Here is a 14,378-nt window from a genome sequence, read left to right on the forward strand (position 1 = left end):
TAGACCCCTCACCCCGACCCTCTCCCCGCAAGAGCGGGGCGAGGGAGAAGAGGACTACGCAAAATACCGGTCCAGCACGCCACGATAGACCTTCGTCAGCTTCTCCAGATCGGCCACCGGCGTGCGCTCGTCGATCTGGTGCATGGTCTGGCCGACCAGGCCGAATTCGATCACCGGGCAATAGCCCGAGATGAAGCGCGCGTCAGACGTGCCGCCCGAGGTGGAGAGTTCCGGCTTGCGGCCCGTGACCTCCTCGATCGCGGCGACCGCGAGATCGGTGAACGGGCCGGGCTGGGTGACGAACACGTTCGAGTTCGACGGCTGCCAATCGATGTGGGCGCGGATGCGGTTGCCGCAGGCCTTCGCCAGCCGCTCGTCGACCAGCTGCCGCAGGCTCTCCTGGGTGTGGTTGTCGTTGTAGCGGATGTTGAACTTCGCCCGCGCCTGGCCGGGGATCACATTGCTTGCGGTGTTGCCGACATCGACCGTGGTAAATTCGAGGTTGCTGGCCTGGAATTGCGCGCTGCCGTGATCGAGCGGCTCGTCGCTCAGCGCCACGATCAGCCGCGAGATATCAGGCACCGGGTTCGAGGCGCGGTGCGGATAGGCGACGTGGCCCTGCACGCCATCGACCACCAGCGTGCCCGACTGCGAGCCGCGCCGGCCGATCTTGATCATGTCGCCGAGCACCTCGACATTGGAGGGCTCGCCGAGCACGCAATGGTCGAACTTTTCGCCGCGCTCGGCGCACCATTTCAGCAGCTTGACGGTGCCGTTGATCGAGACGTCTTCCTCGTCGCCGGTGATCAGGAAGGAGATCGAGCCGTTGCCATCTTCTCGCGGCTTGCCGCCATGATCCCTTAGATATTGCAGCACGGCGGCGACACTGCAGGCGATGCCGCCCTTCATGTCGACGGCGCCGCGGCCGTAGAGATAGCCGTCCTTGACCTCGCCGGAGAACGCGCCGAGCGTCCACGCCGCTTCATCGCCGGGCGGCACCACGTCGGTGTGGCCGGCGAAGGTGATATGCGGCGCCGAAGAGCCGATGCGGGCATAGAGATTGTCGATATCGGCGGTGCCGGGCTCGGAGAACGTCACGCGGTGGACGTCGAAGCCTGCGCTTTTCAGCAAATTTTCAAGAACGCCAAGCGCGCCGGCGTCGGCCGGGGTGACGGAGGGGCAGCGAACCAGATCGCGGGTAATCGAGACGGCATCACTCATGCGCCTCGCTTAACACGTCACACCGCGGGTGGACCAGCTTTGTGCGGCATCATTCGAGCTCGCTCTGCTGATCCCAGCCCTGCCTGGAGCGCGACCCGTTGCCGCGGTCGCCGCCTTGCCGCACATGGGTTTTTCCAAGCGGATTGGGACCATAGCGATTGGGGTAAGAGGTGCCGCGCAGAAACGCCAGCTCGATGAAGCCCCAGATATAGAACACGAAGACGATCGCGCCCGCGGCCATCACCCAATAGGAATCATCGGGAAGCCGGTCCGAGAACTGGCTCATGAGGCCTGGGATCGCGAAGAACGGGACCATCCACCAGCCGCTCTTGTCGCGGTCGTGCAGGCGCTTGATCGAGACCGCGATGTAGACCCAGACGAACAGTGCCGTCCCGCTGGCCTTGACCAGCAGCGCGGGCAAACCGGCAAGGGTCAGCGATCTGTAGCTATCAGGGTCGAACGCCCGGAAGATGTCGTCGACATTGAAGCCGAACCCGCGCTTGCCGCCGAGGCCCGCCAAGATCACCAGCGCGGCCAGGAATATCATCCAGCACACGATGATCAGTGCTGCGAGCCAGAACTTGGCCCGGTTGACGCGGCCCTTGAAGCCGAACAGGTAATTGGCCCAGTCCATGAAAAAGCTCCGGACAGCGGCAATGTTTCGCGGCCCGGAGTTTTGTCGGCGTCGGATGGAATTTGGTTCGATCAGTCTAGACCCGTCATCCCCGCGCAAAGGCTTCGCCTTTGTCGCTGGAGGTGCGAGCGGAGCGAGCCTCGAAGGATGCACGGCCACAGTCGGGCCGTCGACCCTTCGAGGGCCGCTGAAGAAGCGGCCACCTCAGGGTGACGGTGCGTTCCTTAGTCCCGCAGCAGCTCGTTGATGCTGGTCTTGGCGCGGGTGCGCTCGTCGACGCGCTTGACGATCACGGCGCAGGCGGTGGCCGGCCCGGGCTGGCCGTTCTTCAGCGGCTTGGCCGGCAGCGTGCCCGGCACCACGACGGCGTACTCCGGGACCTCGCCGACGAAGATCTCGCCGGTTTCGCGATCGACGATCTTGGTCGAGGCGCCCAGGAACACGCCCATCGACAGCACCGCGCCCCTGCGCACGATCACGCCTTCGGCGACCTCGCTGCGCGCGCCGATGAAGCAGTCGTCCTCGACGATCACGGGCTCGGCCTGCAGCGGCTCGAGCACGCCGCCGATGCCGACGCCGCCGGAAATGTGTACGCGCTTGCCGATCTGGGCGCAGGAGCCGACCGTCGACCAGGTGTCGATCATGGTGGCTTCATCGACGTAAGCGCCGAGATTGACGAAGGAGGGCATCAGCACGACGTTGCGGGCGATGAAAGCGGAGCGGCGCACGATCGCGCCCGGCACGGCGCGGAAGCCGGCGTCGCGGAAGCGGTTCTCGCCCCAGCCCTCGAACTTCGAAGGCACCTTGTCCCACCACGAGGCCTGGCCCGGGCCGCCCGCGATCTGGCCCATGTCGTTGAGACGGAACGAGAGCAGCACCGCCTTCTTCAGCCACTGATTGACCTTCCACTTGCCGCTCGCCTCGCGCTCGGCGACGCGGGCCTCGCCCTTGTCGAGCAGCTCCAGTGCGTGGTCGACGGCCTCGCGGACCTCGCCCTTGGTCGAGGTCGAGATGCCATCGCGGGCGTCGAACGCGGTGTTGACGGTGGTTTCGAGGGCGGACAGCGACATCGGGACAATCCTTGGGCGTATCGGGGATATGAGGGAATTTTGCAGGGCTTTTTCGGAATTTGGGGCAAGAGAGTCAAGGCAAACCCCACCGTCGTCCCGGCGCAGGCCGGGACCCATAACCACGAATGCCAGCGATGCGGCACGATGGGGCCGTAGCGCGTAATCCAACCGAGATTAGTGGTTATGGGTCCCCGCCTACGCCGGGACGACGTGGGGAGAGATCAGGGCTTCAGCCGCTGCAAGAACCCGGTGAGATCGTCCGTGACATGGTCGACATAAGCGGCGTCGCGGCCTTCGAGCTCCCAGGTCTCGCGCACCACTTCCTGGCTGCCGTCGGGCACCACCAGCACGGTGGTCATGCCGAGCTCATGCGGCACCACCAGATTGCGCGCGAGGTCCTCGAACATCGCAGCCTTCGCCGGATCGACGTCGTGAAGCCTGAGGAACTTCTGGTAGGTCTGCGGCGCCGGCTTGGGCTCGAGATCGGCGGCGATGATGTCGAACACGCCGTCGAAATGATTGGAGATGCCGAGCCGGCCGAGCACCGCGTCGACATGGTCGACCGAGCCGTTGGTCAGGATCAGCTTGCGCCCCGGCAGCTTCTCGATCGCAGCGCCCATCGCCGGATTCGGCTGCAGCGGCGAGTGGTCGATCTTGTGCACATAGGCGAGATAGTCGTCGGCCTGTACACCGTGCTCGGTCATCATGCCGCGCATCGTGGTGCCGTAGCGCAGGTAATAGTCCTTCTGCAGCCGCCGTGCCTCCTCGGGCGAGATCTTCAGCCAGTTGCCGACGAACTCGCCGATCCGCGCATCGACCTGCTGCCACAGGTTGACGTGATGCGGGTACAGCGTGTTGTCGAGGTCGAACACCCAGGTCTCGACATGGCCGAAGCTGCGGGGAGTTTTCATGTTATCTTTCCGTCGTCGTCCTGGCGAAAGCCAGGACCCATACCGCGTGATCCATCAAATGAAGCGCGGTGCCAATACCGCGCAATGGTCGGTCACTACCCGTCTTTGCCAAATGATTGCCTGTGGTAATGGGTCCTGGCTTTCGCCAGGACGACGGTGATGTATGTGGCGCCACTGTCTTCATCACGGCATCGCAAAGCGCAGCGTCTTGCCGCCGCTGGTCATGTCGACGGTGGTGAAGCCGAGCGCGGTGAGGCCGCGGGTGGCGCAGTCGCCCTGCTCGTTGACCTCGAACTTGCTTTCGCGGGTGCAGAGCTGCACCGCACCGCCCCAGTTCAGCGGCTTGTCCTTGATGCGGATGGCGCGGTTGTCGCCGTCGACGGCTTCCGCGAAGGAATAGATCTGCTTCGGCGTGCCCGACACGTCGGGATGCAGGCACTTGCCGGGGTCGATCCGATACCAGCCGCGGCTGGTCACCGCCTTGCCGTCGTCGGTCGCGACCGCGGCCATCACCTTGTGCGGCGTGTCGTTGCACCAGGTCAGCCCGGTCGGCGACGGCTTCTGCACGGCGTCGACCATGGTGTTGAAGAAGTTCGGCGACTGCACGATGTCGCTGCCGAGCCCGCGGCTCCTGAGGAAGGCCGACAGCGCGCTCTGGGTCTTCGGCCCATCGACGCCGTCGATCGGCGCCGCGTCGTAGCCTGCGATCACCAAGAGGCGCTGGATGCCGGCGAGCCGCGCCTGCTCGTCGTCATACTCGCTGTCCTCGGCGAGGTAGGCGACAAGATTGCCGTCATCGGTCTGCGTCGGCGTGATCTGGGTGAATTGCGCCGGTGTCTGGCCGGAGCGGCATTGGCGCGCGGCGGCGATCACGAAATTGTCCTGCGCGACGCACAGCGCGTCGGTGCCGTTCTGCGGGATCGGCGACGCACCGTAGACGCCGAGCGCGCGGGCATTCAGCAGCACGCGATCCGCGGTCAGCGCGCCCTGCACCACGACGCGGCAGGTCGCGGGATCGATCCGAAACCAGCCGCGTGTCGCCGTTGCGGCCTTGTCGTCGATGCCGATCGCGGCCTCGATCACGTAGCTCATGCGGTTGCAGAGCTTGAGATCGGCATGTGCGGGCGCGGCTGAGAACAGAAACGACACCAGCGCGGCCGGCAACGACATCGCGAGCCGCGCCGGCGGCGACCGGCGAGGGTTCCTCGCCGCGCGTCCCGCGATGACGACCTCGTCTGCCATTACTTATGGATCAGCGTGCCGGTGCCCTGGTTGGTGAAGAGCTCGAGCAGCACGGCGTGCTGGGTCTTGCCGTCGATGATGACGACGCCCTGCACGCCCTGTTCGAGCGCGTAGATGCAGGTCTCGACCTTCGGGATCATGCCGCCGGAAATCGTGCCGTCGGCGATCAGCTTGCGGGCCTCCTTGATCGACAGGTCCGGAATCAGCTTCTTGGACTTGTCGAGCACGCCGGGCACATCGGTCAGCAGCAGCAGGCGCTTGGCCTTCAGCGCGCCCGCGATCGCGCCGGCAAAGGTATCGGCGTTGACGTTCAGCGTCAGGCCGTCCTGCGAGGTTGCCAGCGGCGCCAGCACCGGGATCAGCTCATAGCCGATCAGCTGATTGAGCAGCGTGAGGTCGACCTTCTCGGGATCGCCGACGAAGCCGAGATCGACCGCCTTCTCGATGTTGGAATCGGGATCGACCATGGTGCGCGTCGTCTTCGACGCCTTCACCATGTTGCCGTCCTTGCCGGAGAGGCCCACGGCCTTGCCGCCGGCTTCGTTGATGTAGCCGACGATCTGCTTGTTGACCGAACCCGCCAGCACCATCTCGACGATCTCGATGGTCGCGGCGTCGGTGATGCGCAGCCCGGCCGCGAATTCCGACTGGATGCCGAGGCGCTTCAGCATGGTCGCGATCTGCGGCCCGCCACCATGTACGACCACCGGGTTGATCGCGGTCTGCTCAAGCAGCACGATGTCGCGCGCGAACGCCTTGGCGGTGTCCTCGGCGCCCATGGCATGGCCGCCATATTTGATGACGATGGTTTCCTCGTCATATTCCTGCATGTGCGGCAGCGCCTCGGACAGGATGCGGGCCTGATCGAGCGGGCTGATGTGCTGGTCGGTCATGGGGCTGGTCTCACGTCAGCGGAGGGACGGGCGCGTTTCTATCTGATTGCCGGGCAGGGCGCAAAGTGGGGATCGCGATTCGTAGCCCGGATGGAGCGCACGCAAAATCCGGGGCTTGCACCCGCGGCACGATTCCCGGATTTCGCTTCGCTGCGTCCGGGCTACAGGCTACCGTTCAGCGCTTCGGCCACATAGCCGAAACCGCCAGCAGCAGCCAGCTCAGGATCAGCAGCGTTCCGCCTGATGGAGCCGCCATCGGAAACAGGCCATGGCCGCCATATTGGCGCAGCGTGAGATCGCCCGCGAACAATGACGCGGCGATGACGAAGCCTGCCGCCGCCACGACACCGAGCTTCAGATGGATGATCGCGCGCTCCGCGACCGCAATGGTCGCGATGGCGGCGGTGGTATGGAACAGCAGCATCGAGGATGCCGCCGCCAGCCGCGATGCGTCCGGCAGATGGGCTGCGGCCGCTGCCAAAATCACGCCGCAGGCGCCCATGATCGCGGCAAGGCCGATCAGGAGACGGGATGCGCCGTTCATCGGCGCCGCTCCTCGATCAGGCGCACCATGGCGGCACGCAGCTCCGGCATGCCGTCGCCGGTGCGCGACGAGGTCACAAGCACTTCGGGGAACGCGGCGGGATGTTTTGCGAGCTTCGCGATGGTTTCGGCGGTGACGGTCTTGAGTTCGCCGGCCCTGACCTGGTCGGCCTTGGTCAGCACGACCTGGTAGCTGACCGCGGACTTGTCCAGCGTCTTCAGCACGTCTTGATCGACGTCCTTGATGCCGTGGCGGGCGTCGATCAAGACATAGACCCGCGCCAGCGTCGCGCGCCCGAGCAGGAATTTGTGGATCAGCGCGGTCCATGACGCCACCTTGGTCTTCGGCGCCGAAGCGTAGCCGTAACCGGGCATGTCGACGAGACGAATGTCCGCGTTTTCCGGGCCCTCGAAGAAGATCAGTTCCTGGGTGCGGCCCGGCGTATGCGAGGTGCGAGCGAGCGCATTGCGGCCGGTCAGCGCGTTGATCAGGCTCGACTTGCCGACATTGGAGCGGCCGGCAAAGGCGACCTCGAGACCGGCCATCGGCGGCAGCGTCTCGATCGAGGGCGAGGCCCAGATGAAGCGCCAGTCGCCGGCGAACAGCTTTCGCCCCTGCTCGATCAGCTCCGCATCAGATTCGGCGGTCATGCGAAGGATCCCATTTCATCGTGGCCGGGCAAAAGCCCGAAGCGCAGCTTTGGCGTAAGACGACCCGGCCATCCGCGTCAACGTTTTGCTGGCCGCCAAATATGTCGATGCCCGGCGCAAGGCCGGGCATGACGCAGTGATAGATCGGGCGCAGGAAGCTATGTCGGCTTCTTGGCGAAGGTCGACTTCAGATTGTCGAATAACTCCACCTTCACGCCGTTCTTGCGCATGATGAAGCTCTGCTGCAGCACGGAGAGCGTGTTGTTCCAGGCCCAGTAGATCACGAGACCCGCCGGGAAGCCGGCCAGCATGAAGGTGAAGATCAGCGGCATCCAGTCGAAGATCATCTTCTGGGTCGGATCCGGCGGCGCCGGGTTGAGCTTCATCTGGACCCACATCGTGATGCCCATGATGATCGGCCAGATACCCATCACCAGATAGGCGCCGAAATGCGGTCCGAGCAGCGCGATCGGATCGAACGGAACGAGCCCGAACAGTGTGAACAGATTGGTCGGATCGGGCGCGGAGAGGTCCTTGATCCAGCCGAAGAACGGCGCGTGCCGCATTTCGATGGTGATGAACAGCACCTTGTAGAGCGAGAAGAACACCGGGATCTGCAAGGCGACGGGAAGACAACCGGCGATCGGGTTGATCTTCTCCTTCTTGTAGATCTCCATCATCTCCTGCTGCTGCTTCACGCGGTCGTCAGGATAGCGCTCCTTCAGCGCGGCCAGCTGCGGCTGCACCGACTTCATCTTCGCCATCGAGGCGTAGGACTTGTTGGCGAGCGGGAAGAACAGTAGCTTCACGATCACGGTCACCAAGAGGATCGCGATGCCGAAATTGCCGACCAGGCGATAGAACCAGTCGAGCGCCAGGAACATCGGCTTGGTGATGAAGTAGAAATGGCCCCAGTCGATCAGGAGATCGAAATGGTTGAGGCCGAGCTGCTTGTTGTAGCCGCCGAAGCCGACCAGCGGGAAGTTGAGGCCGACCGTGGCGGCCTCCTTCGCGCCGGCGAACAGCCGCGCATTGGCAACGCCGGTGCCGCCGATCGGAATGGTCTGCGCGCCGAGCATGTAGTCGGCCTGATAGCGCTTGTCGCCGGTGGTAAAGCGGGCGGTGTCCAGCGTCGCATTGGTTTCCGGCAGCAGCGCGGTGGCCCAGTATTTGTCGGTGATGCCGAGCCAGCCGTCGGTGACCTTCGAGAACACGACGCCGCGCGAATTTCCGCCGGTCGGGGTCTTGGCCTCGTCGAGGTTCTTGTAGGTGTATTCCTGCAGGCCCTGTTCGCCGAGATAGCCGATCGGGCCTTCGTGCAGGATCGCGTAGCCGGAGACCGGCGGCTTGCCGCCGCGCGAGATCAGGCCGAACGGATACAGCGTCACCGGCGCGCTGCCTTGATTGTTGACCTCATCCTTGATGCTGAAGAGGTAGCGATCGTCGATCGAGATTGTGCGGCGGAAGGTCAGGCCCTGGCCGTTCTCATATTTCAGAATCACCGGGGTGCTCGGCGACAGGCTGTTCGATCCTTCCTGCTGCCAGACGGTTTCGGCATCAGGCGTCTTCACCGACGAGCCGTTGGCGGTCAGCCACAGGAATTCGGCATAATAAGGCTCGGCGGTGCCCGACGGCGACAGCAGCACGACGGCCGGCGATGTGGGGTCGACGGTCTCGCGGAACTGAACCAGCGCCAGATCGTCGATCCGGGCGCCCTTCAGCGCGATGCTGCCGATGACGCGTGGGCTCTCGATCTTGATGCGCGGGCCGGCCGCGAGCACCGTCTCGCGGCTCGCCACCGGAGCGTCGGCGCCGGGCGCGGCGGCTGTCGGTGACGGCGTCGCGGAGCTTCCGGGAGCGGCGCCGGGAGCAGCACCAGGGGTCGCCTGCGGTGCCGGCTTCAACAGCTCGGCCTGGCGCTGCGCCTCGCGCTGCTTCTCCATCTGCGGCACGTTATAGAAATATTGCCAGGCGATCAGGACGAGGCCCGACAGAATGACGGCGATGATCGTGTTGCGGTTGTCGGACATCTCTTAGGGTCTCGTCATTCCATTCGGATTGGGAGCGCTCTTGTTACCCGCCTTGTTGGTACCCGTCTTGTTGGTACCAGCATTGGGCGCAGGCCGGTCGAGGCGGCGCAGCGCCGACCGCAGGTCGTCAATCATGGTCGCAAAGTCGCGGGTCAGCGCGTCACGACGGCCGACTAGCACATAATCATGGTGCGGCCGCATGAATACGGCATCGACCCGTCTTATCACTTCGCGAAGCCGGCGGCGGATGCGATTGCGCTCGGTCGCGGTGCCGTTCTTCTTGGTGACGGTATAGCCGACGCGGATCGGGCCCTGATCGTCGCGACGGCGGCCCTGCAGCACAAAAGCTGCGGTATTCGCCCGTGCGCCATTGGCAACGGCGAGGAAATCCGCCCGCTGCCTCAGCCGATCCATATTGGGTATCTCCGGAGAGGAGACGTCCGGGCTCAGGCGCTCAGGCGCTTGCGGCCGCGCGCACGGCGCGCAGCGAGGACCTTGCGGCCGCCGGCCGTGGCGAGACGGGCGCGGAAGCCGTGACGGCGCTTGCGCACCAGTTTGCTGGGTTGATAAGTCCGCTTCACGGGTAATTCTCCGCTGACCGGGCAATTTGCCGTTGTATTGAGATGGAGTCCGATGATGCTGGCAGGCCCAAGCGAGCCGATTACGGCCCCAAATGAGCCGCCCCCGGTCAAGAACCGGGCCATCGCGGACAGTTGGCGCGGCTTATAAGCGAGCGCCCTGTTTTCGTCAATGTCACAGGGCGTCGCAAAGAGGCTTCTTTGAAACGTCGCAATTGGGGCGAATATAACTGTTTTCGCGGGGTTTTTGACGGTGAGGAGCGCTTTGGGGCGTTCGGGGAACCGCCGACATTAGCGATCCGTAATTTGACCGGCTTGGGGGCCGGGCCGCATCTTCCGACCCCTAAGCCCAACAAGGCCTTATCTTGTGGCTCTAACTGACGATCAGGCGACCGCGCAGAAGCAGCGGCCCAAGCCGCCCCTTCGGCTCGGGCTGTCCGGCAAGCTTTTGCTGCTGACGATCCCCCTGGTGATGATCGCCGGGCTCCTGATCTACGTGCCGGCGATCGCCAACTTCCGGATGAACCGGCTCAATGACCGCCTGGCTGCCGCCAACACCGCGGCGCTGGTGCTCGATGCCGCCCCCTCCGGCCTGGTGCCGGATTCGCTGGCGCGGCAGATCCTGACCAGCATCGGCGCCCGCGCCGTCGCCATCAAGCTCGGCCAGCAGCGCCGCCTGCTCGCCAGCGCCGACCTGCCGGCCGCGATCGACCATGATGTCGACATGCGGGCCATGACGGTGTGGTCGGCGATCGTCGATGCCTTCGAGATCATGCTCGAGCACGGTGACCAGACCATCCGCGTGGTCGGGCCCGCGCCGGGCCAGGCGCAATTCATCGAGGTCGTGATCGACGAGAAACCGTTGCGGCAGGCGATGTACCGTTTCTCGCGCAACGTTCTGGTGGTCGCGCTCCTGATCGCCGGCCTGACCGCCGGCCTGGTCTATCTGGCGCTGCATTACCTGTTCGTTCGCCCGATGCGGCGGCTGACCGCGAGCCTGGTCGGCTTCCACGAGAATCCGGAGAGTTCGGCGCGAATCATCGTGCCCAGCCAGCGCGGCGACGAGATCGGCGTTGCCGAGCGCGAGCTGTCGGACATGCAGCGCGACCTCGTCTCGATGCTGCATCAGAAGAGCCGGCTTGCCGCGCTCGGGCTCGCCGTCTCCAAGATCAATCACGACCTGCGCAACCTGCTGGCGTCCTCGCAATTGCTGTCGGACCAGCTCGCCAGCGTACCTGATCCGCGGGTGCAGCGCTTCGCGCCGAAACTGCTGCGCTCGCTGGAGCGCGCCATCGCCTTCTGCCAGTCGACCTTGTCCTATGGCCGCGCCCAGGAGGCGGCACCCGACCGCCGCGTCATCATGGTGGAGCCTGCGGTCGCCGAGGTGCGCGAGTCCGCCGGACTTGCAACCGATGTCTCGATCACCTGGATCTGCGCGATCGAGCGCGGCCTCACCATCGACGCCGATCCGGACCAGCTGTTCCGCGTGCTGCTCAATTTGGTGCGCAACGCGACCCAGGCCCTGGAAAGCCGGCCGGACAGCGATGGCGGTGCCCAGCAGATCCGCATCACCGGCCGCCGCGAGGGCACGGTTGCGATCATCGAGGTCTCCGACACCGGCCCCGGCGTGCCGGCCAAGGCGCGCGAGCATCTGTTCGAGGCGTTCCAGACCTCCGGCCGCCCCGGCGGCAGTGGATTGGGCCTTGCGATCGCCGCCGAGCTGATCCGCGCCCATGGCGGCCATATCCATCTGGTCGAGGGCACCATCGGCGCCACGTTCCAGATCTCGATCCCGGATCGCCCGGTGGAACTACTGTCGGTCCGCAGTGAGCGGGCGAGGGCCTGAGGCCATTCCGGTAACCCAGGGCGGCTATGACAGCGGCCGAAATTGGCGCTTCCAGACCTTGCCAACCGGACCGGGAGCCTGTAGCTAGAGCGCTCTTTCGCGACGCTCCGGGGCTCCCGGAGCCGTGCGGGCTTTAGGCCCACCGCGAAAATGCGCCCGTAGCTCAGCTGGATAGAGCATCAGACTACGAATCTGAGGGTCGGACGTTCGAATCGTTCCGGGCGCGCCATTCAACTTTGTTTTCATTGGAGTTTCGCGTTGCGTGCCGGGCTTGCTGCCCGGCAAGGGCATTGGCCGCGCCGCGATTTCCAGTTGTCGGGGTGTCGCGGCCATCAAATGTTTGTGCGATGCGGCATCATCTTTATTGCATTGCAACAAAGTGAGCCTACCTCTGCGCCTCGAGACCCATCGAGGAGCCTTCAAGTGACCAAGATTTCCCTTTCCATCATTGCCGCCACTCTCGCGATCGCGAGTGCAACGGTCGCGTCCGCCGCCGAGCTTCCGACGTTCGAAGCCGGTGGATTGCCGATCTCGCCGGTGCAGGCTGGCGTGCTTGGCGCCGCCAACGTCCACGAGCAGGCAGCGGCCGCCGCGACGGCGGCCACGCCGCATCAGCTCCACGTCCTGACGCCGCGAAGCAAGGTCACGACTGCGCGGGCTTCGCTCCCGGCGGACCGCTCGCTGCACTAACCGGCATCGCCGAACCCTTGGAGAGAGCCCGCGACGACGTTGCGGGCTTTTTCGTCCCGCACAAGTCGTGGCGTGCTTAAACAGAATTGAGCTCGCGCGTAGAACGATCAGCTCCGTTATCTCCGGGCCAACGGTTTGCCTAGCCGCCGCGCAGAAGCAGCAAACGCGTCCGACATTTTTGATCGAGCAGGCATCAGCCGCATCAGCCGCGACGGCCCGTCAGAATCGGGCTCAAGGGCGAGGCGGACGCCCGTAAAAACCCTGCTTGCGCGCGCCCGACCGTTGAGCAAAAAATAAGGTTTTTAGCTTATAGGGGACGGAGTGTTTTTATTCCTTTTGTCCATCCTATTAAATCGGCGAGTCATCCCTCATGCCGAGTGACATCGCAAACGCCGTCTTTTACGCGGCGGTATTTCTGGGCATCGTCTATGGCAGTCGCATCCTGGAAAAAAGGTGGCCGATTGCGGACGTTCCTTACCCCGAGTTTCGTGATGATTGGCTCGCGGTGATCGTAAGCCTCGGGTTGTCGCACATGCTCGCTCCAGCCGCGGCGATCACCGCGGGCGCAATTGCGAGCTATGCTGGTGTCGGTTGGATCAAGTTACCGACCGACGGTTACTGGTGGTACGTCTCTCTCGCAATCGTCGTGGTCGCGCTCGATCTCTACAAGTACACGTACCATCGCCTCCAACACGCGATCCCGTTTCTTTGGGCGATGCACTCGTTCCATCACAGCGCGAACGGCGTTACGTTCATTACCGGCGGTCGGCATTTCTGGTTTGAGAGGGTGCTGTCCGACGCCTTCCTTCCGATTATGGCGATCTTGTTTCGCGTCCCGCCGGACATGGCGATAGCTGTCGGATTTATCTTCTTCATCCCCGATACATGTGCCCATCTCAACGTCCGCATCCCGCTCGGCCGGTTTGTGACCTGGATCAACAATCCGCAATGGCACCGGATCCATCACTCGATCCATCCCGAGCATCGCGACAAGAACTTTGCGGCCTTCTTCCCGCTCCTGGACATTTTGTTCGGCACAGCCTGGGTACCGAAGCCGGATGAGTATCCTGCAACGGGCCTCGTGCCCGCCGAGCGAGTGGACATTATCAACAGTGTGATCTGGCCAATCCGGCATCTTCGCCATCGGGAGTCTCGGAATGAATTGGGTTAAAGGTCTTTTGGTGTTCCTCGCCTTGTTGCTGGGATACGCCGACCTGGTGTCGACCAATGTGATCCTGGATCTCGGATTGGGTGAGTTGAACCCGTTCATGCATCTGGCACAGACATGGTTCGGCGTGTGGTGGCTGGTCCCCAAGCTCGGTTTGACGTTTCTCGTCACGTGGCTGCTTTGGCGCAGCAACAACGTCTACAATATCGCGCTCGTCGTCGCCTTCTGTTCGACGCCCGTACTGAACAACCTCGTGGTCATCGCGGGCAATAGCTGAGCCGGCCGCTTCGTCAGTTGTCGCAACTGGCGAAGCGTTGCCCTGTGCGGACTTTCCATTGCGCTTGGCCGCCGCGCAGACTTTCGTCGCATCTCGCAGAACCTGCCCGCATCGTCCGACGACAAACATCCTGGAATGACCGATGATCGCGTTCCGGCGGTCCAGGAGATCGAGTGATGTCGGACAGGTTTGTTCTCGCCTGCATCGTCTGCAGTGCCCTGATCCTGGGGGCCCTCGGTGCGACGGTGCACGCGCAGACGCCGTCGAGCTGCAAGGAGCCGCGGGCGGGCACCAGCCGCGTCCCGATGCTGTCGCCGCCGCTGGCCAATGTGGTGACGGGCAAGGGACGGCTACAATTCTACTCGGCGCCGAATCTTCACTGCCCGATCAGCGGCGTGTTCGTGATTCCGAACGACGAGCTCGTCGCCTATGCGCAAACCGATGATGGCTGGTCGTCGGTGATGTACCTCAATCGAGGGACGGGCAACGACGTCTCGGGTTGGGTGAGGTCGGCGCGACTGAAGGTAACCGGGACCATCGCTCCGAAGTAACGCGTGATCGGGATCGCAGCGGATGCTGCATGACAGCGAGCGGCGAGCCGGCCGCGACGCATGGGCGTTGCCA

16 protein-coding genes and 1 tRNA gene are annotated in these 14,378 nt (G+C 64.2%); 6 read left to right on the plus strand and 11 right to left on the minus strand.

The genetic code is table 11. The features are described from left to right. Window positions 1-54: 54 nt before the first annotated feature. The 11 genes from dapE to rpmH form a co-directional block, all read right to left on the minus strand. Window positions 55-1,221, minus strand: a complete 1,167-nt coding sequence (dapE, locus tag AAFG07_RS03050; RefSeq protein ID WP_342725961.1) for a succinyl-diaminopimelate desuccinylase — start codon at window positions 1,219-1,221, stop codon at window positions 55-57. Between the two features lie 49 nt (window positions 1,222-1,270). Next, window positions 1,271-1,855: a DUF805 domain-containing protein gene (locus AAFG07_RS03055; protein ID WP_342725962.1), complete on the minus strand. Its 585-nt coding sequence runs from the start codon at window positions 1,853-1,855 to the stop codon at window positions 1,271-1,273. A gap of 224 nt (window positions 1,856-2,079) precedes the next feature. Continuing rightward, window positions 2,080-2,925: a 2,3,4,5-tetrahydropyridine-2,6-dicarboxylate N-succinyltransferase gene (gene dapD / locus AAFG07_RS03060; RefSeq protein WP_342725963.1), complete on the minus strand. Its 846-nt coding sequence runs from the start codon at window positions 2,923-2,925 to the stop codon at window positions 2,080-2,082. A 221-nt stretch (window positions 2,926-3,146) separates the two neighbouring features. Then, window positions 3,147-3,836 carry a pyrimidine 5'-nucleotidase gene (locus tag AAFG07_RS03065; protein ID WP_342725964.1) on the minus strand — a complete coding sequence of 230 codons (690 nt, stop codon included), beginning with the start codon at window positions 3,834-3,836 and terminating at the stop codon, window positions 3,147-3,149. A gap of 183 nt (window positions 3,837-4,019) precedes the next feature. Further along, window positions 4,020-5,006 (minus strand): DUF1036 domain-containing protein, encoded by a 987-nt coding sequence (locus AAFG07_RS03070; protein WP_342729037.1) that lies wholly within the window; start codon window positions 5,004-5,006, stop codon window positions 4,020-4,022. 71 nt (window positions 5,007-5,077) lie between these two features. Beyond that, on the minus strand, window positions 5,078-5,971 hold the full coding sequence (argB, locus tag AAFG07_RS03075) for an acetylglutamate kinase (RefSeq protein WP_092122647.1): 894 nt from the start codon (window positions 5,969-5,971) through the stop codon (window positions 5,078-5,080). Window positions 5,972-6,146: 175 nt separating this feature from the next. Then, window positions 6,147-6,515, minus strand: coding sequence for a DUF423 domain-containing protein (locus tag AAFG07_RS03080; protein WP_342725965.1), 369 nt, complete (start codon window positions 6,513-6,515; stop codon window positions 6,147-6,149). After that, window positions 6,512-7,165: a ribosome biogenesis GTP-binding protein YihA/YsxC gene (gene yihA / locus AAFG07_RS03085; RefSeq protein WP_342725966.1), complete on the minus strand. Its 654-nt coding sequence runs from the start codon at window positions 7,163-7,165 to the stop codon at window positions 6,512-6,514. The genes AAFG07_RS03080 and yihA overlap by 4 nt, the downstream gene beginning before the upstream one ends. A gap of 158 nt (window positions 7,166-7,323) precedes the next feature. Beyond that, a complete protein-coding gene (gene yidC, locus AAFG07_RS03090) occupies window positions 7,324-9,195 on the minus strand; it encodes a membrane protein insertase YidC (RefSeq protein ID WP_342725967.1) in 1,872 nt (623 codons plus the stop codon). A 3-nt stretch (window positions 9,196-9,198) separates the two neighbouring features. Further along, the gene (gene rnpA / locus AAFG07_RS03095; RefSeq protein WP_342725968.1) at window positions 9,199-9,609 is read right to left on the minus strand and encodes a ribonuclease P protein component; all 411 of its coding nucleotides are present in this window, start codon (window positions 9,607-9,609) and stop codon (window positions 9,199-9,201) included. A 32-nt stretch (window positions 9,610-9,641) separates the two neighbouring features. Continuing rightward, window positions 9,642-9,776 carry a 50S ribosomal protein L34 gene (gene rpmH / locus AAFG07_RS03100; protein ID WP_008542748.1) on the minus strand — a complete coding sequence of 45 codons (135 nt, stop codon included), beginning with the start codon at window positions 9,774-9,776 and terminating at the stop codon, window positions 9,642-9,644. Between the two features lie 364 nt (window positions 9,777-10,140). On the opposite strand from rpmH, the gene AAFG07_RS03105 reads away from it, so the two are divergent. From AAFG07_RS03105 to AAFG07_RS03130, 6 genes are all read left to right on the plus strand, one after another. Beyond that, a complete protein-coding gene (locus AAFG07_RS03105) occupies window positions 10,141-11,619 on the plus strand; it encodes a HAMP domain-containing sensor histidine kinase (RefSeq protein ID WP_342725969.1) in 1,479 nt (492 codons plus the stop codon). 152 nt (window positions 11,620-11,771) lie between these two features. After that, a tRNA-Arg gene (locus AAFG07_RS03110) sits at window positions 11,772-11,848 on the plus strand. 194 nt (window positions 11,849-12,042) lie between these two features. Next, window positions 12,043-12,309 carry a hypothetical protein gene (locus AAFG07_RS03115; protein WP_342725970.1) on the plus strand — a complete coding sequence of 89 codons (267 nt, stop codon included), beginning with the start codon at window positions 12,043-12,045 and terminating at the stop codon, window positions 12,307-12,309. Between the two features lie 370 nt (window positions 12,310-12,679). Continuing rightward, window positions 12,680-13,480 carry a sterol desaturase family protein gene (locus tag AAFG07_RS03120; protein WP_342725971.1) on the plus strand — a complete coding sequence of 267 codons (801 nt, stop codon included), beginning with the start codon at window positions 12,680-12,682 and terminating at the stop codon, window positions 13,478-13,480. After that, complete coding sequence (locus AAFG07_RS03125; RefSeq protein WP_342725972.1) at window positions 13,467-13,754, plus strand: DUF5658 family protein; 288 nt, start codon at window positions 13,467-13,469, stop codon at window positions 13,752-13,754. The genes AAFG07_RS03120 and AAFG07_RS03125 overlap by 14 nt, the downstream gene beginning before the upstream one ends. A 176-nt stretch (window positions 13,755-13,930) precedes the next feature. Continuing rightward, on the plus strand, window positions 13,931-14,305 hold the full coding sequence (locus AAFG07_RS03130; protein ID WP_342725973.1) for a hypothetical protein: 375 nt from the start codon (window positions 13,931-13,933) through the stop codon (window positions 14,303-14,305). Window positions 14,306-14,378: the final 73 nt, after the last annotated feature.

It is taken from the genome of Bradyrhizobium sp. B097 (assembly GCF_038957035.1).
GTDB lineage: Bacteria > Pseudomonadota > Alphaproteobacteria > Rhizobiales > Xanthobacteraceae > Bradyrhizobium.